At 55.1% G+C, this 21,218-nt stretch carries 21 protein-coding genes and 2 pseudogenes; 13 read left to right on the forward strand and 10 right to left on the reverse strand.

Annotated elements, in window-relative coordinates; all coding sequences use genetic code 11:
- The first annotated feature begins 19 nt into the window (after positions 1 to 19).
- Both JIO00_RS14535 and JIO00_RS14540 read left to right on the forward strand, forming a co-directional pair.
- Positions 20 to 1,390 carry an NAD(P)-binding domain-containing protein gene (locus tag JIO00_RS14535; protein WP_077748449.1) on the forward strand — a complete coding sequence of 457 codons (1,371 nt, stop codon included), beginning with the start codon at positions 20 to 22 and terminating at the stop codon, positions 1,388 to 1,390.
- Positions 1,391 to 1,653: 263 nt separating this feature from the next.
- Positions 1,654 to 1,935 (forward strand): hypothetical protein, encoded by a 282-nt coding sequence (locus JIO00_RS14540; protein ID WP_010460264.1) that lies wholly within the window; start codon positions 1,654 to 1,656, stop codon positions 1,933 to 1,935.
- Positions 1,936 to 1,971: 36 nt separating this feature from the next.
- Here JIO00_RS14540 and JIO00_RS14545 read toward each other — a convergent pair whose 3' ends face one another.
- Together JIO00_RS14545 and JIO00_RS14550 are read right to left on the reverse strand one after the other, a co-directional pair.
- On the reverse strand, positions 1,972 to 3,009 hold the full coding sequence (locus JIO00_RS14545) for an ABC1 kinase family protein (protein ID WP_234452959.1): 1,038 nt from the start codon (positions 3,007 to 3,009) through the stop codon (positions 1,972 to 1,974).
- Positions 3,006 to 3,470, reverse strand: coding sequence for a DUF3429 domain-containing protein (locus JIO00_RS14550; protein ID WP_172790991.1), 465 nt, complete (start codon positions 3,468 to 3,470; stop codon positions 3,006 to 3,008). The genes JIO00_RS14545 and JIO00_RS14550 overlap by 4 nt, the downstream gene beginning before the upstream one ends.
- A 565-nt stretch (positions 3,471 to 4,035) precedes the next feature.
- On the opposite strand from JIO00_RS14550, the gene JIO00_RS14555 reads away from it, so the two are divergent.
- Positions 4,036 to 4,500 (forward strand): hemerythrin domain-containing protein, encoded by a 465-nt coding sequence (locus JIO00_RS14555; protein WP_200668590.1) that lies wholly within the window; start codon positions 4,036 to 4,038, stop codon positions 4,498 to 4,500.
- Positions 4,501 to 4,605: 105 nt separating this feature from the next.
- Here the strand turns inward: JIO00_RS14555 and JIO00_RS14560 are convergent, their stop codons facing one another.
- A complete protein-coding gene (locus JIO00_RS14560; protein ID WP_077748452.1) occupies positions 4,606 to 4,842 on the reverse strand; it encodes a hypothetical protein in 237 nt (78 codons plus the stop codon).
- A gap of 444 nt (positions 4,843 to 5,286) precedes the next feature.
- Here JIO00_RS14560 and JIO00_RS14565 point away from each other — a divergent pair, with 444 nt between their 5' ends.
- Together JIO00_RS14565 and JIO00_RS14570 are read left to right on the forward strand one after the other, a co-directional pair.
- Positions 5,287 to 5,859, forward strand: a complete 573-nt coding sequence (locus JIO00_RS14565; protein WP_154911710.1) for a TetR/AcrR family transcriptional regulator — start codon at positions 5,287 to 5,289, stop codon at positions 5,857 to 5,859.
- Positions 5,856 to 6,833 (forward strand): DMT family transporter, encoded by a 978-nt coding sequence (locus JIO00_RS14570; protein WP_077748454.1) that lies wholly within the window; start codon positions 5,856 to 5,858, stop codon positions 6,831 to 6,833. The genes JIO00_RS14565 and JIO00_RS14570 overlap by 4 nt, the downstream gene beginning before the upstream one ends.
- 564 nt (positions 6,834 to 7,397) lie before the next feature.
- On the opposite strand, the gene JIO00_RS14575 is transcribed toward JIO00_RS14570, so the two are convergent.
- From JIO00_RS14575 to JIO00_RS14585, 3 genes are all read right to left on the reverse strand, one after another.
- The gene (locus tag JIO00_RS14575) at positions 7,398 to 8,957 is read right to left on the reverse strand and encodes a sensor domain-containing diguanylate cyclase (protein ID WP_154911804.1); all 1,560 of its coding nucleotides are present in this window, start codon (positions 8,955 to 8,957) and stop codon (positions 7,398 to 7,400) included.
- Between the two features lie 309 nt (positions 8,958 to 9,266).
- A complete protein-coding gene (locus JIO00_RS14580; protein ID WP_200668591.1) occupies positions 9,267 to 10,637 on the reverse strand; it encodes a heavy metal sensor histidine kinase in 1,371 nt (456 codons plus the stop codon).
- Entirely contained in the window at positions 10,634 to 11,305 is a 672-nt protein-coding gene (locus tag JIO00_RS14585; RefSeq protein WP_077748456.1) for a heavy metal response regulator transcription factor, read from the reverse strand. The genes JIO00_RS14580 and JIO00_RS14585 overlap by 4 nt, the downstream gene beginning before the upstream one ends.
- A gap of 154 nt (positions 11,306 to 11,459) precedes the next feature.
- Here JIO00_RS14585 and JIO00_RS14590 point away from each other — a divergent pair, with 154 nt between their 5' ends.
- The 4 genes and pseudogenes from JIO00_RS14590 to JIO00_RS14605 all read left to right on the forward strand — a co-directional run bounded on the left by JIO00_RS14590 (position 11,460) and on the right by JIO00_RS14605 (position 13,402).
- On the forward strand, positions 11,460 to 11,963 hold the full coding sequence (locus tag JIO00_RS14590; RefSeq protein ID WP_077748457.1) for a GlcG/HbpS family heme-binding protein: 504 nt from the start codon (positions 11,460 to 11,462) through the stop codon (positions 11,961 to 11,963).
- A 10-nt stretch (positions 11,964 to 11,973) separates the two neighbouring features.
- The gene (gene uraH, locus JIO00_RS14595) at positions 11,974 to 12,384 is read left to right on the forward strand and encodes a hydroxyisourate hydrolase (RefSeq protein ID WP_077748458.1); all 411 of its coding nucleotides are present in this window, start codon (positions 11,974 to 11,976) and stop codon (positions 12,382 to 12,384) included.
- Between the two features lie 218 nt (positions 12,385 to 12,602).
- Positions 12,603 to 12,911, forward strand: a pseudogene (locus JIO00_RS14600) (oxidoreductase); the annotation flags it as partial.
- 38 nt (positions 12,912 to 12,949) lie between these two features.
- Positions 12,950 to 13,402 carry a PAS domain-containing protein gene (locus JIO00_RS14605; RefSeq protein ID WP_010460270.1) on the forward strand — a complete coding sequence of 151 codons (453 nt, stop codon included), beginning with the start codon at positions 12,950 to 12,952 and terminating at the stop codon, positions 13,400 to 13,402.
- A 448-nt stretch (positions 13,403 to 13,850) separates the two neighbouring features.
- Here the strand turns inward: JIO00_RS14605 and JIO00_RS14610 are convergent, their stop codons facing one another.
- Entirely contained in the window at positions 13,851 to 14,630 is a 780-nt protein-coding gene (locus JIO00_RS14610; RefSeq protein ID WP_042932070.1) for an SDR family NAD(P)-dependent oxidoreductase, read from the reverse strand.
- A gap of 62 nt (positions 14,631 to 14,692) precedes the next feature.
- Here JIO00_RS14610 and JIO00_RS14615 point away from each other — a divergent pair.
- A pseudogene (locus JIO00_RS14615) lies at positions 14,693 to 15,058 on the forward strand (response regulator); the annotation flags it as partial.
- 23 nt (positions 15,059 to 15,081) lie between these two features.
- Here JIO00_RS14615 and JIO00_RS14620 read toward each other — a convergent pair.
- The 3 genes from JIO00_RS14620 to JIO00_RS14630 all read right to left on the reverse strand — a co-directional run bounded on the left by JIO00_RS14620 (position 15,082) and on the right by JIO00_RS14630 (position 17,576).
- Complete coding sequence (locus JIO00_RS14620; protein ID WP_010460275.1) at positions 15,082 to 15,675, reverse strand: iron transporter; 594 nt, start codon at positions 15,673 to 15,675, stop codon at positions 15,082 to 15,084.
- A 369-nt stretch (positions 15,676 to 16,044) separates the two neighbouring features.
- Positions 16,045 to 16,653: a dTMP kinase gene (locus JIO00_RS14625; protein WP_154911708.1), complete on the reverse strand. Its 609-nt coding sequence runs from the start codon at positions 16,651 to 16,653 to the stop codon at positions 16,045 to 16,047.
- A 155-nt stretch (positions 16,654 to 16,808) separates the two neighbouring features.
- Positions 16,809 to 17,576, reverse strand: a complete 768-nt coding sequence (locus JIO00_RS14630) for an AraC family transcriptional regulator (protein WP_154911707.1) — start codon at positions 17,574 to 17,576, stop codon at positions 16,809 to 16,811.
- 278 nt (positions 17,577 to 17,854) lie between these two features.
- On the opposite strand from JIO00_RS14630, the gene JIO00_RS14635 reads away from it, so the two are divergent.
- The 3 genes from JIO00_RS14635 to JIO00_RS14645 all read left to right on the forward strand — a co-directional run bounded on the left by JIO00_RS14635 (position 17,855) and on the right by JIO00_RS14645 (position 21,139).
- Positions 17,855 to 18,781, forward strand: coding sequence for a 4-hydroxyproline epimerase (locus tag JIO00_RS14635; protein WP_083376757.1), 927 nt, complete (start codon positions 17,855 to 17,857; stop codon positions 18,779 to 18,781).
- A 61-nt stretch (positions 18,782 to 18,842) separates the two neighbouring features.
- Positions 18,843 to 19,790, forward strand: a complete 948-nt coding sequence (locus JIO00_RS14640; protein ID WP_010460283.1) for a dihydrodipicolinate synthase family protein — start codon at positions 18,843 to 18,845, stop codon at positions 19,788 to 19,790.
- Between the two features lie 71 nt (positions 19,791 to 19,861).
- Positions 19,862 to 21,139 (forward strand): NAD(P)/FAD-dependent oxidoreductase, encoded by a 1,278-nt coding sequence (locus JIO00_RS14645; protein ID WP_200668592.1) that lies wholly within the window; start codon positions 19,862 to 19,864, stop codon positions 21,137 to 21,139.
- Positions 21,140 to 21,218 lie beyond the last annotated feature (79 nt).

Consider the following 21,218-nt stretch of genomic DNA (forward strand, 5'->3'; position numbering starts at 1 on the left):
CCTAAAGAAAGGAGTCTTTATGACTTTTAGAGTTGCCATTCTTGGCGCCGGCCCTAGCGGCTTGGCACAATTACGTGCTTTTGAAGCTGCCCGTTGCGACGGCGCTGAATCCCCCGAGATCGTTTGCTACGAAAAGCAGAGTGACTGGGGCGGTCTGTGGAATTACACCTGGCGCACCGGTTTGGATCTGTATGGCGAGCCCGTCCATGGCAGCATGTACCGATATCTCTGGTCAAACGGCCCCAAGGAATGCCTGGAGTTCGCCAATTACAGTTTCGAAGAACACTTCGGCCGGCCGATTCCTTCCTACCCGCCACGCGCCGTGTTGCGAGACTACATCATCGGCCGCGTAGCCAAAAGCAACGTGCGACAGCACATCCGTTTCAATACAGCGGTGCATTGGGTTGCCTATGACGAGAGCACCGGCAAGTTCGCGGTCACCGTGCGCGACCTCAAGCAAGACCAACTGATCACCGAAGAATTCGATCACGTAATCGTCGCCACCGGGCACTTCTCGACCCCCAACGCGCCCTACTTTGAAGGCTTGGAGCAGTTCCCCGGTCGCGTATTGCACGCCCATGATTTCCGCGATGCATGCGAGTTTCAAGGCAAAAATTTGCTGCTGGTTGGCAGCAGCTACTCCGCAGAAGACATCGGCACGCAGTGCCACAAGTACGGCGCCAAGTCGGTTACTTTCAGCTATCGCACCAAGCCTATGGGCTTTGATTGGCCGGAATCTTTTGCCGAAGTACCGTTGCTCACCCATGTGGTCGGCAAGACCGCACATTTTAAGGATGGCACCAGCAAAGAGGTCGACGCGATCATCCTGTGCACCGGGTATCAGCATCACTTCCCGTTCATGCCCAACGAGTTGACGCTGACCACGCGCAACCGGCTCTACCCGGAAGGCTTGTACAAAGGCATCGTGTCTTTGGCCAATCCGAAGCTGATGTTCCTCGGCATGCAGGATCAGTACTACACGTTCAACATGTTCGATGCCCAGGCCTGGTATGCCCGGGACATTATGCTTGGCCGCATCACGCTACCAGTAGAGCAAGCCATGGTCAGCGACAGCCGTGAATGGGTGGCTCGCGAAGAGCAAGTGGCCGATCCCTTTGAAGCCATCGACTATCAAGCCGCCTACATACTCGACCTGCTTGAGCCCACCGATTACCCGCCTTTCGATGTTCTCGCCGTGGCTGATATCTTCAAGGAGTGGGAGCATGACAAAGAAGCGGACATCCTCGGCTATCGCAACAAAAGCTACCGCTCCACGCTGACCGGCACCATGGCGCCCGTGCATCACACGCCGTGGATGGATGCGATGGACGATTCACTGGAAGCCTTTCTGCACGGCAAGCAATCGAAGCCTGCAAAGGTATCTACATGAATCAGCCAAGCCTGAGCCAGGCACGGTCGCACTCCCCTCTCCAGTCGACCGATAAGATCGAGTACGGAATCATCCCTGGCATGTTCCCAATTTCACACGATCGCCGTGTTGGAAGAAATTGATGATCCGCCTCCTCTCTTCGACCTGAAATCCTGTGGCTGTATCTGCAGCCCAAATTTTCGACACGATCGATTGGATGTTCCCCAACCGGCCACTGGCCTAGTCGATTACTGGGTGCCTGGTTTCCTCATAGGAGTGACAAATTGCTGACTCGACCCGACAAAGATGCGCTACGTGCAATGCTCGAATCGCAAGTTCAAGAAAAGCTACAGCACGACCCTGATGCGGTAACGACTTATGCAGCACAGCCTGAACCCGAACGGAAGCCATACACCAGTAAGCCCACGGTTCAGGACAAGGCTTTTCACAAAGAGTTAGAGCAAATGCGTGCAGATGCCGAAGCCGGAGTGATACATACGCCTAAGCGTGAGTCTCAGGAGACGGGGGCTCCTAGCCTTAGGCTGGACGATTATCCAGATCTGTAAAACACGCCGCAGTGAATCTAAAGGCATTGGACGGCTTCAGTAGCCGACGTCCAGCGCGGCATTGGTGATGGCGGCACGGTCTTCATGCAGGCCTGCAATCAACAAGCGGCGATAAGCCTCGGTAGTGTTGCGGTCATAAAGTCGCGTGGCGCCGAAGTCCAACAATACCATCCGGCCGGAGTCTTGCTGATAACGGTAATTGGCAAAGTTAGGGTCGGTCTGCACGCACTGGAACTCAAACACCTCGCGCAGAAACAGGCCGAATAGCAACATGATGATCCGGTCGCGCTCTGCCTGCGGCGCGTGCTCTAGTGACTCCACCGCTACTCCATCAACGAAGGACATCACCAAAATATTTGGCGTGCTGAACTGGGCATACGCACGAGGAACCAGAAAGTCAGGACTGTCCGCCAACAGTTGATCAAAGCGCTGTAGGTGCTCGGTTTCTTTCATGTAATCCGCTTCATCCTGTAGCTGACGCTTGGCCTCTTGGAGCAATGGGCCGATGTCCATGCCTTTAGGCAGCATCCCGGACATGCGCAGCAAGGTAGCAACGTTATCCACATCGCTGGAAATACTCTCGCGCACGCCAGGGTATTGCACCTTGATCGCCAGGCGTTGGCCGTCCTTATCTTTCGCAGCATGAACCTGGCCGATGGACGCTGCCGCCAATGGCGTGAAGGAAAACCGTTCGAAGCGCTCTTCCCACCCCTTGCCCCAGCTTCCGTTGAGGACTGCCACCAACTGGCTCATAGGCATAGGGTGAGCGTCGCAACGCAGACGAGAAAGGATTTCGCTGAACTCGCGCGGCAACAAATCACCTGTGTCCATCGATAACAACTGGCCAACCTTCATGGCGGCGCCACGCAGTTGCGACAGTTGCTCGACCACCCGATGCACATTGCCCGACGTCAACAGAAGTTCGCTGAGCGCCGGACGTTTGCCCTGAACCCACTGCCGAGCGCCTTCGGCTAGCATGCCGCCCGCGACGCCCGAGGCCAAACTGCCAAAACGCATCAACCGCGATAAGCGGCTGCCAGGCACGGGCAACGAACCGGGCTCACGAGGCTTCATGAATGAAGCGCCTCAACGATCGCGGCAAGCAGCAAGCAGACGCTCGCCACGAAGGTAAGCCGTAATCGCATCGGCAAGTACCAAGCGGGCAAGCTCGTAACCCGCAACAGCTGCCTGTCCTGCCGGAGGTGGGCAACAAAGCCGATGACCAACAGCAAGCAACCCAATGGCATTGGCAGTAACGTGGCAATCCAAGCAACAAGCGCAGGAATGACACTCCAGATGAACCGGTCTCTGCCCTGCTCGGCGCTCATGTCTTGCACGGTCATGGCGAAGCCCCAGTGTAAGGCGCCGACAAAGCTCAGGATGACTGCGCCATAGTTAACAAGCGCAATCGTAAACAACGACCGATAGTCGAGAGAGAACGGGATCAGTAGCGCCAGAAAAATAAACGGCAACAGACCGCCATAACCCAGCAGGCTGACGTGCTTTGGCGGAGAGGTTGAAGGCAACACGTTCATTTGTATTCCTTGCAGTGAGCGACACTCAAGACTGTAGGCCCAAAAGCCCCGCTTGGGCGAGATTGATGGCGATCCGAAGCTGGGGTCAGCGTAATGAATCGCTTTGTAGAATTGGATCATTGCCCATTGCTTTGCGGGCAAGGAGGCGACGGCATATGAGGAGTTTCGCATCCTTGAGATCATGCTCAGTGCCTGCATTTACCAAGTCGACCGCACCCTAGAACCCTTCCAGTCTTCAGTTCTTAGTGATCGGGTTTTTAAAGCGTTCCAATGCAATGAACAGATTCTTGAAACCAAAATTAATAGGGAAACCGCGCCAGCTGTGCTTTGCCTGGTCGTCCAAGGCTCCCTGCCCTGCGGCGAGTTTAAGATGTTTACAGACCTCCTTTCAGCGAGACAAAGCGCGAACTCTGTGCTCGCCTATACTAATAATGTTAAATCATGCTGGTGAGCTCGGCTAACAAGGCATTGATAAATATGGAGATTTAAAAAATTGTTTGCCTTGGAGGTCGCGGGTTAAGAAATATTTCGCCGTGACGGTTTGGTGTCGTTTAGAGGTTTTGATATGAACGTCTTGTTGAAAGAACTTCAGGCATATCATCATGAGGTCGCTATAAAAATCAATCAGATCAAAGAGTTGCTGAGGAAGATGAGGCATGAATCCGAATCCGATGGTGCTGATGACTGCAAGCTGTTGTTCAAGATGCTGGAAGCCATGCATGGTGATGCAGAACGACAACACCATGAAAATGAAGAACTTATTAGGCTGGCATTGCTAGCGACTGAGGCGCCGATCCACCAACGGGTCAAGGATATCGAGCGAGATCATCAAGCATTTGGGCGCATTGCTGGACAGCTGAAGATGTTGGAGGACACAACTCAGGAAACGAGAGTAATTGCTGATACTATCGATGACTTTATCAAAAAATATTTCGATCATATGGACTCGGAGGAAAATATTTTCTTTCCGTTGGCAGATAAATGGCTGGCAGACGAGCAGTGGCAGGAAATAAAGCGTCAGTGGCATTAATTGCGTCTTACCGTAGACCTTAATATTCTAGCAACTACTCAGATCCGCGATCTAACAAACTCGGTTTGCTTTACTTGATTTGGTAATCGGAATATTGCAATGCGCTCATTTAAGCCTCCTAACTTTTTCTCCAGTGAGGAAAATTATAAACTCGGAATCGCTGATTTGACTGACCGGCCCAAAATCTATCGCGCGCAAATATGATGATCCGTTAACCCACTTTGACTCATCGCCAATCATGGCGTCTCGTGACGACTGGCTCGTTGATTCAACAATCGTATATTGCCGTCCAGACTTACCTATTGCTTCGAAGCGATCGGTTTCTTGAAGACGACTAGCCATTTCATAGAACTCCATCTCGGTTGGAAGCCGTTAAAAGATAGCATCGTGGTACTGAATTGCCAGAAAACGGGCTTGTTCCAGCTTCGGTAATTTATCCGGCGTAATAGGCAAGCCCTCAAACGTCGCTGCAAGCGTAATCGGCTTCAAAGATGATGTTATTGGCGATTTGCCGACCTCTACAACTAGCCCCATAAATGCACATCCTTACCCGTGGATCGATTCCCGTCACATACCAGAGGCAAGAGCGTATGCGTTAACCACTCGGGTGCAGGGTGCGTTTAATTAGCGTAACGAACGTCCTGGCTGGCCAAATCCTGCGATTTACTGCTGCTTTTGCATACTGCGGTCTGCGTCGTAACGGCCATGATTCAGGTCGTATTTGGATGCACCCCAATCTTACCGGTCAGTATAGTTAGCTCCGTCCCTATGCCGGAGTGCCTTAAATTGGACAATACCCGTGAACGCTTGATTGACTCAGCGCTGAAGCTGTTTCTTTCACAAGGTATATACATTACTGGTGTGATGGCCATCGCCGCGATGGCAGGTGTTACCAAGATGACGCTCTACAGCCATTTCCCCTCCAAGGATGCGCTGATAGTGGCTTGCCTTGAGGAGCGCGACCGACGCTGGCGTGAAGAGGTAGAGCGCACCTTGGCAGGGCATCCTGACCCGGTCAGTGGCATGCTCGCTTTTTTCGATTTGTATCAACGCTTTCTTTTACAAGACAGCGAACGCGGGTGCCTGTTCGTCAACAGTGCGGCCGAATTCCCCCAGTTTAGCCACCCTGTGCATTTGGCAGTGAGCAGGCATAAGCAAGGGATACGCGACAATCTCACTACCTTGGCCGTGAGCGCCGGTATAAGTGACCCTGACGTAGTTGCTGAGGGGCTGTTTATCTTACTGGAGGGCAGTTTTGTCAGCGGCGCCATGGGCCAGGACGTCAGGGTATTCGACACTGCCCGACACGTAGCTCATTGCTGGATCCGGAAGCAGGCCCAACAGGAGCAGAGCGTATGACCCTAGGCCTATTGGCGGCCATTGCCGCCACTTTTTCATGGTCGCTGCTCTACATCTTTCCGGGGTTGGTCGGCGATTACAGCCTTTTTGATCTGGCTGTGGTGAGCTATGCCTTTGCTGGTTTAGGTAGCCTGCTTGTGCTGTTTGTTTACCGCAGCGAAGTTCGGCAATTGCGACTGAGCGACTGGGCCTGTGCCGCACTGCTGGGCTTCTTGGGATACATCGGCTACTTCTTCCTGATCACCACTGCGGTCTTGGCAGCTGGGCCGGTGATCCCTCCGGTGATGATGGGGTCAGTACCGATTGTGCTTGCGATCGCCGGCAACATGCGAAGCTCCAGCGTGCCCTGGCGCGCCATTGCCGGGCCGCTGCTGGTGGCGGCATTGGGCATAAGTTTGGTCAACTTGAGCGTGTTTGATTTTAGCGCCGCAAAGGTGGTGCTCCCGACCCATTCGATACTGCTGGGGCTGCTCGCATCGTTAATGGCAATTGGATTTTGGACGGGCTTTGGATTGTTAAATGAAAGTGCTTTGGCTCAGCGCCCAAGCATGTCCCCCATGTTGTGGTCAGCCATGTTGATCTTCATGTGCAGCGTCGAGATGCTGGCGTTCATACCCGTTGGTCTGCACTTGAACCTGTCCCACTTCGCTAGCCATCCGAGCGGGTTAGCAGGTACTCAGGCGCTATTAGTCTGTGGGTTGATTCAGGGGTTAGGGGCTACCCTTGCGGGTGCCTGGGCATGGTCAATTGCAACTCGACGTCTACCTCTGGCGCTCAGCGGGCAATTGATCGCCAGCGGAACCATTTATGCAACTACGATGGGCCTGCTGATCAACCAACGCTGGCCCTCTCCTATGGAAGCGCTTGGGACAGGGTTGCTATTGGTCGGGGTGGTATGGGCAATTCACGCCTTTTATCGCAGGCAAACACGCCTCGCGACGCGTGGTGGGGTAACTGACCTTGGCCAAAACTAATTCGACTGCGCCGGTACGGGCATTTTAGGTGTCCACTTTGGATTGATTTGGCATCATTACCCTGAGTGCCGGAGTCGGGAAGGTGTGTTTGGCGGACGGTTACGGCGTAGCTGTCGGAGGGGCCCGGCATTGCGAAATCAAACTTAGAGAGACGCGGGGGGGGCTCAATCACGTAAGGATTTCAAGGTATTTCAACCTGATAGGCCGCATCGGAAGTCGGAATGCCGATATGCAGAAATGATATCTGTATTCAGAGCATTTCTAACAGAACCTGACAGGCTCCCTGGGTCTTTGTTGCCGAACTTAGCGATTAAATGAGCCGGAATATCCTAGACGCAAGATCGCTACCGAAGAAAGACCGCAAAAGGCAAAGCCGCCTCTAAGTCAGTAACGCGCAAATAAAAACTGACGCCTTGTTGGGTTCCCGTTTTGTTCTAGGGGGGCGTGCTGCGAGTTTAAATATGACGAAGGCCAATGCCGCATCGAGGCCAACGGGACGCTAAAGTAAATTTACATCCGATGGATCCTTGCCTGACTAAGCGACTAGCGGTGCTAGTGAGCATCTCAAGCTTCCGGGGACTCAGTCATCGCGACTCCTTTTCGCCCCAGTTGTTTAACGCCATACATGGCCTGATCCGCCGCCTTAAGCAATGTATCGAGACTCTTGCCATGGGTAGGACACAGCGAGACGCCAATACTGCACGATATTGAAAGCTCTCCTGCACTGGTCACGACTGTCTGCGCGATGGTTTCGAGCACCCTCGCCGCCTTCAGTTCCGCACTCTCGGTGTGGGTAATGCCTGTAACCAGAATCACGAATTCATCCCCGCCGTAGCGTGCGATGGTGTCACACGAGCGAGTGGCTTGAAGCATGCGATTTGCGACCGCTCGGAGAACCTGATCGCCGACCTCATGGCCGTACTTATCGTTGATATCCTTGAAGTGATCCAGGTCGATCAACAGCACGGCAAATGGAACCCCGTTCACTTTCCAATCGGAGAAGGCCTGATCAAATCGATCGGCGAAAAGGTAGCGATTAGGCAGTTGGGTGAGCACGTCATGAGTTGCGAGATAAGCCGAGCGTTCGTGTTCAACCTCTGCTCTTTCGATCGCTTTGAAATGCCGAATCAATACCACAGGCACAAGCACGAATGCCCCCGCGAGAACCGCAAGGATGATCAATGTTTCCGCGGTCAGAATATCCCCCAATCGCAACTGACGCTCAAACAACAAGATCATCGGTTGTGAAACATTCCTGATCTCGACTCGGTCAGATAGCGCCGGTAATAGGAAGCGATCCAAGATACAGGCTTGCTCGGTCTGCGTTGAAAAAACATTGCTTTCAGATCCTGCAGCGGTTTTCAGGACAGCACTGACGCGAACCAGGGGATCTACGTTCGCATAACTCACAGCCTCCTGTAGCGAGTCCGTCTTGATCAAAAGCAAAGACACCATCGTGCTGCCAAAGAAATTGGGGCGAGTGTTCCCTCGATCCTGTTCAGGACGAATGACTGACTGCATCAGAATGTAAGCGTTCCCCCCCTCATACATTGAGAAAACAGGCGATACGACCGGCTTCTGATTATTGTGTGTTCGAGCCAACGCATAGGAGAGATAGGCGACGGTTTCTAGCTTGACGCCATAGATCGAACTCGATTCAGGGAGTAAGGGGTACATGAACAATACAGGCCAAGTCTCATTGAGATAGACCTGATGTTGCGCAGGTTGGTGAGTGAGACTCGGAAAATCCTTGAGTTGAAAGTCTGGTCGCCAAGTACGGCGCAACAGATCTTCAAAAGCCGCCTGTTCGGCGATGGGTACCGCCCGCGCCGCCTCAAGCATATAAATATGAGGGTAAGCGGCTAAAACGACGGCTGCATACCGGGCCGCAGCTTCCGTATCGCTCTGATCGACGGCTTGAAGAAATGCCGAGAAACCCGCCAGCACAGCCTCATTAGTATCAAGCTGATTGCGCACGATGCCGGAAATATTTTGTACGTATTCCGAGAAACGCTTTTCTCTACGTTCAGTCTCAGACTTCAGCAGTAACAGAGCTGAAAAAACAACCAATCCGACAGCGAGGAAAATGAAACCTGCCAGGGAGCTGCGCCGCCTAGTAAGCATCACTTTAACTTTTCCAAAGCGCAGAGCGAGAGCCGAGCCTTGGCAAGCACCGTTGAAGCTAAAAGAGATCGCGGGTGAACGACCGATAAGTGCCGATTTGAAGGTCGCTGAGCATTGAAAACAACTCCCAAGGAATCAGATCCGATACGATTTCTGCTCTGCACTGCGGCTACCCCTTTCGCATGTGCTCGAAAGAAAAATTTTCGAGCCCCATTTGCTGCTTCCTAGATGGTCACCACCGCAACGAAACTCACTATAGGGCAATTTGCCAGTATTCGCTGTGTCGTGTGCAATACCTTCGGTTCGAGCTCAGGCGTTTATAAGGGGAAACTCCAAGTGAAAGCTCGTACCTGCGTCAGTGCTATCAACGGTTATACGACCGCCATGCAGTTGCATAATCGAACGAACGATGGCCAATCCCAGCCCTCCGGAATCGTCGGGTTGATTGCGTGATGGGTCACACCGGTAAAAACGCTCAAACAATCGTGGAAGATGTTCTGCCGCAATCGGCTCGCCGTGGTTGTGCACAGTGATGTCGAGACGGTGCTCCAAAACCCTGCTGCTGATCGTCACTGCAGAGGCAGGAGTTGCGTAGCGCAGCGCATTCGCCAGCAAGTTAGCAAGTGCTCGACGGATCAAGCCTGGATCACCCAGCAATTGATCCTGGGCCTGGTTTATCAGCTGTACATCTCGTTCTTGCGCTACCCCTTCGAAATACTCACAGAGCTGCTCGATCAGATCGTGCAGGTTGATTTGCTCGAATTTTACGCAAGCGTTTGGTTGCTCGGTGCGAGCGAGAAACAGCATGCTGTCGATCATGCGGGCCAGCCTTTCATACTCTTCCTGATTGGAAACCAGCAGGTTCTGATAGTCCTCTATAGAGCGACTGCACCTCAGAGTTTGTTGGGTATGTCCCATCAGGTTGCCTAGTGGGGTTCGCATCTCATGGGCGAGGTCTTCCGAGAAACGTGAAAGCTGGGCGAATCCGTCCTCAAGACGTGCAAGCATCTGGTTGAGGGCACTACAGAGCGGTTTGAGTTCATTCAGCTCACTGAACTCATCCAGCCGCAGATGCAGATGCTGCACATCGATAGCGGCCGCGCGCTTGGCCAGCAGGCGCACAGGGTGCAGGCCTCGTTGACTAACCCACCAACCGAATCCAAAAGCCAATAGCGCTCCGACTGACATGGCCAGCCAAAGCCTGAGTCGGTAAACCCCCAGCATCTGCTCGCGCTCACCCAACAACTTGCCAGCGATCAAGGTCAAGCCGCGATCACCTTGTATGACATCCTGCCAGGCAAGCCGCACAGCCTCGGAAGAGTGATCCTCAACAAGGCGCGCCTGGGGGGCAGCCGGCAACTTTGGAAAAGTCATACCCACCGGGTTGATTTCGATCAACACCTTGCCGGTGTCATCGACAATCCATAGCAGACTGTCGCGATTGCCCAACATGTTTTCGTAGAGCTTGGGCCGACCTCGCAGTTGCTCGATGCTGTCGCTATCGCTGATCAATGCTTGCATTCGCTCCAGGCGTCCCAGCAGGGCCTGGTCGTCGCGCCACGCAATCTCTCGCTGTAACGATTGATAAAGATAAAAACCGATGGAGCCCAATAACAGTGCGCTGACCAATGCGAACATGATCGCCAGGCGCAGGCTCAGAGTGCGCGGAAACAGAGTCAAGATTGCACCTCGAGCATGTAACCGATACCACGGACTGTGTGGATCAATTTCAGCGGGTAAGGATCATCAACCTTGGCGCGCAGTCGGCGGATGGCGACATCGACCACATTAGTGTCACTGTCAAAGTTCATTTGCCAGATCTGTGAGGCAATCAACGAACGCGATAGCACCTCCCCTTCACGACTAAGCAGCAAGTGCAGTAGGGCGAACTCCTTATTGGTCAGGGTGAGGCGCTCTCCGTTGCGCGTTACCTTGCGTCGCAACAAGTCCAGACTTAGGTCGCCAGCCACAAAATGCTCCACCTCGCGAGGCGGGCCACGGCGCAGCAAAGTGCGTACGCGTGCCAACAACTCGGCATAGGAAAAGGGTTTCACCAGATAATCATCAGCCCCCAACTCCAGCCCTTTGACCCGATCATCAACCGAATCACGTGCGGTAAGAAACAGTACCGGGGTCTGCCACTTACGCCGGATGATTTGCAGCAATTGCCAGCCGTCCAACCCCGGCAACATGACATCCAGAATGATCAGATCGAACTCACTCTCCTGTGCCAAATGCTGGCCATCGAGGCCGTCAAGAGCGATCTCTACCGAATAGCCCGATTCAGTCAGGGCTTTGCGCAGGTAATCCGCCATTTTCGTTTCATCTTCAACCACCAGGATACGCATTTTTTCCTCCAGGACTGGCGCACAGGCTAGCCCGCTTCGCTGATTTCTCACATTACATATTGGTAATCAGGAGGTAATCATTCTGACGGAGCGGGCTGGTCATGATGTCTGGCAATGACCCAGACAGACTCAACCAACCAACCAAGGAAACAGCATGCGTACAAGCCTATCGACTTCATTGCTGATCACACTCGCAATGAACTCTGCGTTCGCCGTTGCAGCTCCGGATCAGGTTGCGCAGCGCCAGGACGTGTCACTTGCAATGGCCAACGATTTGCTAACGGCCGCGCTGACCGCCTGTCATGCCGATGGCCGCACAGCCGTCGCCGCAGTTGTCGACCGTGGCGGCAATCTGGTTGCCGTGCAACGCGATGACAATGTCGGCCCGCACAACACGTTAGCCGCGCAACGCAAAGCCTATACCGCCCTGTCGACCAAGACTTCGACGCGGTTGTTAGCTGAGCGCGCTCGCGCTAATCCAGATGCTGAAAACCTCAACACCCTCGATGAGTTGTTACTGCTCGGTGGAGGCGTGCCATTGAAATTCGATGGTCAGGTCATCGGCGCCATTGGGGTGGCTGGTGCGGGGGGCGCAACACACGATGAAGGTTGCGCAGAGGTCGCTATCAACAAAGTTTTACCTGCCGTTAAAAACTAAGGACATCACCATGACTGTATTGAAAAGTATCTTCGCTGGCGCTGTATTGAGTGCCCTTTCAGCCCTTGCATCAGCGGCAACAAATCCGTTGAGCGTGCATGTACTCAACTTGCAGGATGGTCTGCCCTCCCCTGGAGTCAATGTCACGTTGGAAAAACAGGATGGGAAAAACTGGGACATGCTCAACAGCGCGGCTACCAACGAGCAAGGTCGTATCACCGGGCTGTATCCGCAAGGTCGGGGTCTGGAGAAAGGTACCTACCGTGTCACCTTCAAGACTGGTGAGTGGTTCAAGTCGCACAAAACGTCCAGCTTCTTTCCGGAGGTACCCGTCATTTTTGAGGTGGACGGTACCGTTCCTCACTATCACATCCCGTTGCTTCTGAGCCCTTACGGTTTCTCCACATACCGAGGAAATTGATCGTAAAGCGATACCAAAGGATACCGCCCGAAGGTGAAGACAGCCGCCCCTACTCAAAAGGGCGGCACTGTCGCTTAACTTTTGGGCATCAAAACCTTCAGCGATGACCACGTTCACGCCTTAGGCTTGGTTCACGTTACAGGTGTGATGCCGGTAACAGTGCCTTTCTGATCCTTGAACATGAATAGCGGGCCACTCATCCCCCCGTATAACCCATGCTGAGATACCTCTCCATCGCCGAATCGGACTGGGATAATGCACCACGGATGCCGGAATCGTTCCGTCGCGCAGTCCGTAGTTCTTTCAGCGGTGCGATCATCTACGCCGGTCGTTACACTGCACAAAGCGCTACGCAGTTGCTGGATTCAGGACTGGCCGACCTTGTCGCTTTTGGCCGTACGTTCATGGCCAACCCGGATCTGCCAGCCAGAATCTCGAACGATTGGCCGCTGCCCCCTCTAAACTCAGCCACAGTGTATGGCGGTAATGCCGAGGGTTATACTGATTACTGCGTGTATGGCGGGTAACCGCTAAAAATGAGATGTCACTCACTGGGGCTCTGAAAATGATCGACGCAGAACTGCTGAAACTGGTGGTTGAAGCATCCAACGACGGCATCGTGGTAGCAGAGCAGGAAGGCGACGAAAACATCCTGATCTATGCCAACCCCGCCTTTCAGCGCCTAACGGGGTACAGCGTTGACGACATCCTGTACCAGGACTGCCGCTTCCTGCAGGGTGATGACCGTAATCAAGCTGGTTTGACAGTAATCCGCGAGGCGATAAGGAACATGCTCCCCTGCCGCCAAGTCATTCGCAACTATCGCAAGGACGGCAGCGCCTTCTGGAACGAGCTGTCGATCACCCCAGTGTTCAACGACACAGATCAACTCACCTACTTCATCGGTATCCAGAAGGACGTCAGCGTCGAAGTTGAGGCCAAGGAGCGAGTGCGTGAACTGGAAGCTGAAGTCGCACAGCTGAAGACCCAGCTGGCTCTATTACAATCTAAAACCTAGATGAATCCGCACTTGATGGGTTAACGATCCAGTATCCACCCGTAAAAACGTCCCTGTTTCTGAACCAGGGACTGGTGAACTCTCAAGCAACGTACCACCCCCACCCTCGCAATCATCCGCCATAATTTGTGCACTGCCGTAATCGTAATCAGATGGTGCACAAGATCATGGCCCATTCCAGCTATCCGGCGAGATGCCAATGGCCCGGCCTTCGGCCGAGTTTGGTGTATGCCGATGCCCTACGTCATCGAAAGACAAACGTGGTGCTTAAGGATGGCTGGGCTGCACGGATGTTCTGGTATGGAAGCACCTGAAAGTAATCGCTCAACCTGAGTCACTATTTCAACGCTGGCGGAGCTAGCATCCGGCTTAAGGCTAGCAAGTATCTGCGCGTTTGATTTCTTCGTTAAATAGTAGGCTCACTAAAAGACAGCAGTCCAAGCTAACGTCAGGGCGCCTTGTTTTCGATCAGACAATTACCGCCATCCACCACCAGCACTTCACCGGTGATATAGCTGGCTTCCGGAGACGCCAAAAACGCCACTGCAGCGGCAACCTCTTCTGGACGACCGGCGCGACCGATCGGAGTGTAGGTACCCGCGCGGCTTTCTTCTTCGGTCAATGCTCCCGTATCAATCCAGCCTGGTGCAACACTGTTGACGGTGATGCCCCGTTTACCGACTTCCAGCGCCAGGGCCATATTCATCCCCAGCATTGCTGCTTTTGCCGCACTGTAAGCCGACTCACCTGGATTGCTTCCGCGTGTACCGGACGTCGAACTAATGTGGACGATACGTCCGTAACCGCGCGTCTTCATCCCAGGTAACACCGCACGAGTCAGCAAAAAAGCGGTAGTCAGGTTGCGCGCCAGAGATAGATTCCAGGTCGCCAAATCCATGTCCGCCACTTCGACGAAGGGTTCCGGGCTGCCGACCATAGCCATGCCGGCGTTATTGACCAAAATGTCGATATGGCCGAACTGCTCATGAGCCCAATCGGTCAGCGCTTTGACTTGCAATTCGTCAGTCAGGTCGGCTGCCATCGCCCGAGCGTCTATACCTTCAGCCTGCAACTCGGCGACACGTTGCTGAATTCGCGCACTGCTGGCAGTGATCAAGACTCGCGCGCCTTCGCGGCCCAAACGTCGGGCGATTGCGAGTCCAATACCACTTTCACTGCCCGCACCGCTGACCAGCGCGACTTGACCTTGCCACATTGGAATCGCCATTTCTTATCCCTTTGTGATCACTCAATTTAATGCAACGATAGCAAAAAAGCCTATTAATGGCGGTGCTCAACGGTTGGGACGTGCTGACAAAGATCCGGGCCGCAGGCGCAAGTATGCGAGTGTTGTTCCTCTCAGCTCGCGATGGCGTAGAAGACCGAGTTAAAGTATTGGATCTGGGTGCTGATGACTACATGGTCAAGCCTTTTGCGTTCCCCGAGCTACTTGCTAGAGTCCGAGTCTTGCTGCATAGAGCAGACCCTCCATCCAGTCAGCCCCATTTAGTAATCGGTGATCTTGAGCTTGACCTACTCAAGCATCAGGCGTTTCGAGGAGGGAAACGGATCGACCTAACGGCGAAAGAGTTTTCATTATTGGAATTTATGCTCCAGCACCGTGGTGAAGTTCTTCCGAAATCCCTTATCTGCGCCCTCCTTCGGCAAAATGGGCTCCGCTAGTTTGCTGCCGAGACGGGTTCTGATACCTCGACAAGCACACCTTCCTTCAATTTGAAGTGAAAGTGGGCGTTTACCGGTTTCGACCACAGGTCTTTGTCCTGCATTTCACGAGCGAACGTTGGAACACCAACAGTGACCGTGGCGGCGTAAACACCATCACCAGCTAAGGGGCTGTTTTCAGAGTAATGCAAACCACTGCCGCCCCACATCGGCGGTAGAATCGTTTCTACGCTCTTTCCATTGGCTTTGTTCGTCGCAGCGAAGGTAACCGTGGAGTACGGGAGTCGCGTCTTGGTTGCGTTGTCCGTCACCTTGATCTCAATATGATACCGCTCGTTCTTTGCGGGAACATGTTCACTCCACTGAGCAGGTGTTCCCATCTGCATCCACATAGCTTCGGCGCCCTCAAGCTCCAACTGGATTGTCAGCCCGTCGTTGATGACTCTACCTATTAGAACTGCGCTTTCCGTTGGATCTTTCGGTGAGGTGAGCGTCTTGATCTGCGGCTCTTCCGCTTGCGCAAGGCATGTGGCGACTGGCAGTGCTATTGCGGATCCTAAAGCGAACAGCAACTTTTGGGTGTTTGTCATCTCAAGTGCTCCTGGCTGAGTGAAGCTATCGCGGATGCAATTTCCAACGCCAATTAGATCTCACTGTCGTTTCCACCAATCACGTTTGCAATAGCATCAATGGCTAAGTTCATCTGCAAGCCCTTTGAATAGCTACGTTGGTACTTCACTCTAGCCCATGGACTGCCTACTGCCGGTTAGCTGTCAGAAATGTAATATTTCAAACAGCTAATCAACGCTGCTCCCGCATAAGCTTTCGATTGCCGACCTCTGGCCCAGGCTGTGTGTGCGTGTGTGTAAAAGCGCGGGCACCTTCTTGAAGAAGTCGTTGCTACGTAAAAACTGTCAGCGCCGCAAGACCGGCGCAGCGAACTTCGTCTACGGGGCACATCAAAGGACTCCATTGATCTGCGAAACCACCTGCATCGTTGCGGCTTCGATCGTTCCTTCATTACGGCATAAAACCCAGCCGTGATCTGCAATCGCTCGTTCGAACGCCTGGGTACAAGCGACATGTTCTTCCAACCGATGGATCACAGTACTGCTCAGCCCACGCTGTCGTGCCGCTGCCCTCGCCCATGAAATATCAGGGGCGGTGACAACTCCGACATGCAGGTCTGGCACTCGCACGTTTCGATCAATGTTCAACTGCAGAATCTCTGCAAACGGGATTATCCGGCGAAACGCGGCATCAGATGGATACCAGCGATCAATCAAGATGATGCTGCCTGGTGGTTGTTTAGTCAGCACGTGCCGGGAGATCCAGGCACGGCTATCGGCGAAGCGCTCACAAACTTCCAACTCCAGATCCCGGCTGGGATTTCTGACGAGTTTGTTCACGAGGGCCATTGTTTCACCCCTGTAGGGATCGCTTTTTTTCTCGCAAAGCCGGATCACTTTTTTGTTGTCTGCCCTCAGTACTTTCGTGACGGCCTCCAACAGTGTGGTTTTGCCGGCTCCCTTGGGCCCATCTAGAGAAACAAACAGCGGACGATTCATTCTTCACATAACGATTGATACACGGTTTTCTTTGCCCTGTTCGTTCGCTGGAACCGCTTGGCGCGATTACGCGAATCGAGTGCAGGGCCCTTATGAGCAGACACTGATGGGCACTCTAACTTAGTTTCTGGCGAATGAATGTCCCCCCGATGCATTCATGACACCTGTCGATACTGGCGCGGCGTAAACCCGGTCAATGCCTTGAACTGTCGTGTGAACGCACTGTGGTCGGTGTAGCCGCACTGCAATGCCACGTCGGTAATGGGAATTTCGGTGTGCAGCAGTCGGTGCGCATGTTCCAGTCGAACCTTCTGAATCATCTGCCGTGGCGTCAGGTGGAACACTCGCTTGCAATACCGTTCCAGTTGCGCCACCGAAATACCGGCGATCCGCGTCAGTTCGCCCAAGGTGATACGGCGATTGAAATGCGCGCGAATGTATTCATCCACCGCCGCCAGGCGCTGATAGGCCGGGTGAGCATCACTGGCCGATTGCAGGTCGACCGAAATTCCCGCCAGGCCCATGATTTCACCGCTGCGGTTATACAACGGGCGTTTATGCGTCAGGCACCAACCAGGTTCTCGACTCCCGTATAAATGCAATTCCAACTGGTCTTCCAGAACAAAGCCTTGCTCCAGTACACGACGATCCTGTTCGGTGTAGCCAGGCCCCAATTGTGCTGGAAAGACTTCAGCGCTGGTTTTGCCAAGCAGCGGTTGCAACTGTTTCAACCCGCAGCGCTGAACCAGCGTGCTATTGGCCATGACATAACGCGCCTTCATGTCCTTGATAAAGATCGCGGCATTGGGGATCACGTCCAGCATCGGCAACAGCAGTGCCACGCCCGCCAGTAATTCTTCGAGGGTATCGGGGCGATTCAGGTCGTTTCCTTGGCACAGGATCGCCAATGCGTTCTGCGTCATGACGCTTGTTCTCCCACTCTGCGGACAAGCAAAAATCCTCCCTTGCGCCCTCTCCGCTCAGCAACTGCCCTTCACTTCGGAGCCGTTGTCGAGGCGCGCGCAAGCAGATTGCCCCAAGGTTTACCCCGTGTCGAGGCCACAAGGATTGTGCTGATTTCGTCATTTGCATTCATGGAAAACATCAATCGCTATCGCCCCTGACGCGTTCACTCTATCCGCAGGTTCGGTGGCCTGGTGGTGGCAACCGGTGTACCGGCACACTTCTAAAGGATGGGTTCATGAAACGAGTACATGTCATCGACTCCCACACCGGCGGCGAACCGACTCGCCTGGTGATGAATGGATTTCCCCAATTGCCCGGCCTGACCATGATCGAGAAGCGTGATGCCCTGCGCGATCAGCATGACCACTGGCGCAGGGCCTGCCTGCTGGAGCCCCGGGGCAACGATGTTCTGGTCGGTGCCCTGTATTGCGAGCCGGTCTCGCCGGATGCCACCTGCGGCGTCATCTTCTTCAACAATGCCGGCTACCTCGGCATGTGCGGTCACGGCACCATCGGCCTGGTCAACTCGTTACATTACTTGGGGCACATCGCTCCCGGTGTGCACAAGATCGACACGCCGGTCGGCCCGGTCAGCGCGACGCTGCATGAAGACGGCACGGTGACCCTGCGCAATGTGCCCGCCTACCGCTATCGCCAACAGGTGCCGGTAGACGTCCCCGGGCACGGCTGCGTCTACGGCGACATCGCTTGGGGCGGCAACTGGTTTTTCCTGGTGTCCGACCACGGGCAAGTGTTGCAACTCGATAACGTCGAAGCGCTCACCGATTACACCTGGGCGATGCTCAAGGCCCTCGAAGCCCAAGGCATCCATGGCGAAGACGGCGCCGTCATCGACCATGTCGAGTTGTTTGCCGACGACGACCAGGCCGACAGCCGCAACTTCGTCATGTGCCCGGGCAAAGCCTACGACCGCTCGCCCTGCGGCACTGGCACCAGCGCCAAACTGGCATGCCTGGCTGCCGATGGAAAACTGGCCGCGGGTGCGCCCTGGGTACAAGCCAGCATCACCGCCAGTCAATTCGTCGGCAGTTACGAATGGGAAGGCGAACACGTCCGCCCGTTCATTACCGGCCAGGCCTTCATGACCGCCGACAGCACGCTGCTGATCGACGAACAGGACCCCTTCGCGTGGGGCATTTGAGCGAACACGCTGCATTCCCCACCTCAATCAAGCTGAATAAACGCTTCTAGGAGTGCCAACAATGAGCGCAAACATCTTCACTGGCTGCATGCCTGCACTGATGACCCCTTGCACCGCCGAGCGCAAACCCGACTTCGACGCGCTGGTGGCCAAAGGTCGCGAACTGATCGATATCGGCATGAGTGCTGTCGTGTATTGCGGTTCCATGGGTGACTGGCCTCTGCTCACCGAAGCCGAGCGCCAGGAAGGTGTGGCGCGTCTGGTCGCTGCCGGCGTTCCGACCATCGTCGGCACTGGCGCCGTCAACAGTCGTGAAGCGATTTCCCACGCGGCGCATGCGGCCAAGGTCGGTGCCCAGGGCCTGATGGTCATCCCTCGCGTCCTCTCCCGGGGTGCCTCGCCGGCCGCGCAAAAAGCTCACTTCGCGGCGATTCTGGAGGCTGCTCCAAATCTGCCGTCGGTGATCTATAACAGTCCTTACTACGGCTTCGCCACCCGTGCCGAGCTGTTCTTCGAACTGCGCCGCGAACACCCGAACCTGATCGGCTTCAAGGAGTTCGGCGGTGCTGCCGACCTGCGTTACGCCGCCGAAAACATCACGTCAAAGGACGATGACGTCACCCTGATGGTCGGTGTCGATACCCAAGTGGTGCATGGCTTCGTCAATTGCAACGCCACCGGCGCTATCACCGGCATCGGCAACGCGCTGCCCCGCGAAGTGCTGCAATTGGTGGCCCTGAGCAAGCAGGCGGCCAAGGGTGACGCCACGGCTCGCCGCCTGGCCAAAGAGCTGGAATCTGCGCTGCAGGTGCTGTCGTCCTTCGATGAGGGCTGCGACCTGGTGCTCTATTACAAGCACCTGATGGTGCTCAATGGCGACAAGGAATACACCCTGCACTTCAACGAAACCGATGCGCTCAGCGATGCCCAACGGCGCTATGCCGAGACTCAGTACACGTTGTTCCGTCAGTGGTACAAAAACTGGTCGGCCGAACAGAACGTTGCCTGATCCCACCCTGACTGCGCCCGCTGTAAACCCGCCCGGTTTTGCAGCCGGGCCACTTATTCCAGGAAAGCGCCATGACTCTGCCTGCTGCACACAACCCGCACGACATCGCCGACATTGTCGTGGTCGGCGCCGGCATCATCGGCGTCGCTTGCGCTGTGCGGCTGGCACGTCAGGGTCTGCGGGTGGTGGTCCTCGACCAGCAAGACCCTGGCCGGGGCGCCTCGTTTGGCAATGCCGGGCACCTGGCGACCGAACAGGTGTTTCCTATCGCCGACCTGTCCATCCTCAAACGTCTGCCCGCCATACTCACAGACCCAATGGGGCCGTTGCGCCTGGACTGGAAATACCTGCCACGCGCCCTGCCCTGGTTCACGCGCCTGTTGCTGAACCTGCGACATGCCCCCTTCCAACGAACCATCGCCGGCCTGCGCGCACTCAACGAAAGCAGCCTGGGCGCCTGGCACCGACTGCTGGAGGACATTGCCCGCCCCCATCTGCTGCGCGAAGACGGCTCGTTGCTGGTGTTCGAACGGGCAGACTCGCATAAAGCAATCGAAGCGCTACAGGCTCGGATGCGCCATCAACACGTACCGGTCGACTACTGGCAGGCCAACGCGGTGCGCGAGGCGGCGCCACAACTCAGCGAGCGAATTCAGGGCGGTCTGTTCTTCCCGCGCACCGGTCATTTTCTCGACCCTTACCGAGTGGTCTGCGAACTGGTCCATGCCGCCAAAGCCTGCGGCGTGCACTTCCTCAAGCACCAGGTCCTGGGCGCACACCTGCATGAGCACGGCGTCTCGCTTATCACCGACCAGGGCCGTTTCACCGCCCGCCAGACCCTGATCGCCTGCGGTGCTCACTCCGCGAAGTTGACGGCAGCGCTGATCGGCAAAAAAGTACCGCTGGATACCGAGCGCGGCTATCACTTGATGTTGCCCCATGAACACGGACGGCTGCCGTTCGCCGTTACCTCGCTGGAGCGCAAGTTCATCATGACCCCGATGGCCGATGGACTGCGCTTGGCCGGCACCGTCGAGTTCGCCGGCCTCGACCGAGCGCCGGTGATGGAGCGTGCCTGGCAGTTGCACCGGTTAAGCGAAGGCCTGTTCAAACGAGACTTGAACGCTGAGGCGGCGACGCCGTGGATGGGGTTTCGCCCGTCCTTGCCGGATTCCCTGCCGATCATCGACCGGGTGTGCGACGGCAAAGTGCTGCTCGCTTTCGGTCACCAGCACCTGGGCCTGACACAGGCCGCAGTCACAGCCGAACTCATCGCGCAACTGGCTTCGCCTGCGCCTCATACCCATGAATTACCGGACATTGCGCCCTACAGGTTGGATCGATTCTGAAGGTCACCCGCCGCCGGGCGGGTGTGGCAAGTTTCAAACACTGGCATACACTGCGTACACCCATGCAAACGAATGACTG

The sequence above is a fragment of the Pseudomonas sp. SW-3 genome (assembly GCF_016615645.1).
In the GTDB taxonomy this organism is placed as follows: domain Bacteria; phylum Pseudomonadota; class Gammaproteobacteria; order Pseudomonadales; family Pseudomonadaceae; genus Aquipseudomonas; species Aquipseudomonas mandelii.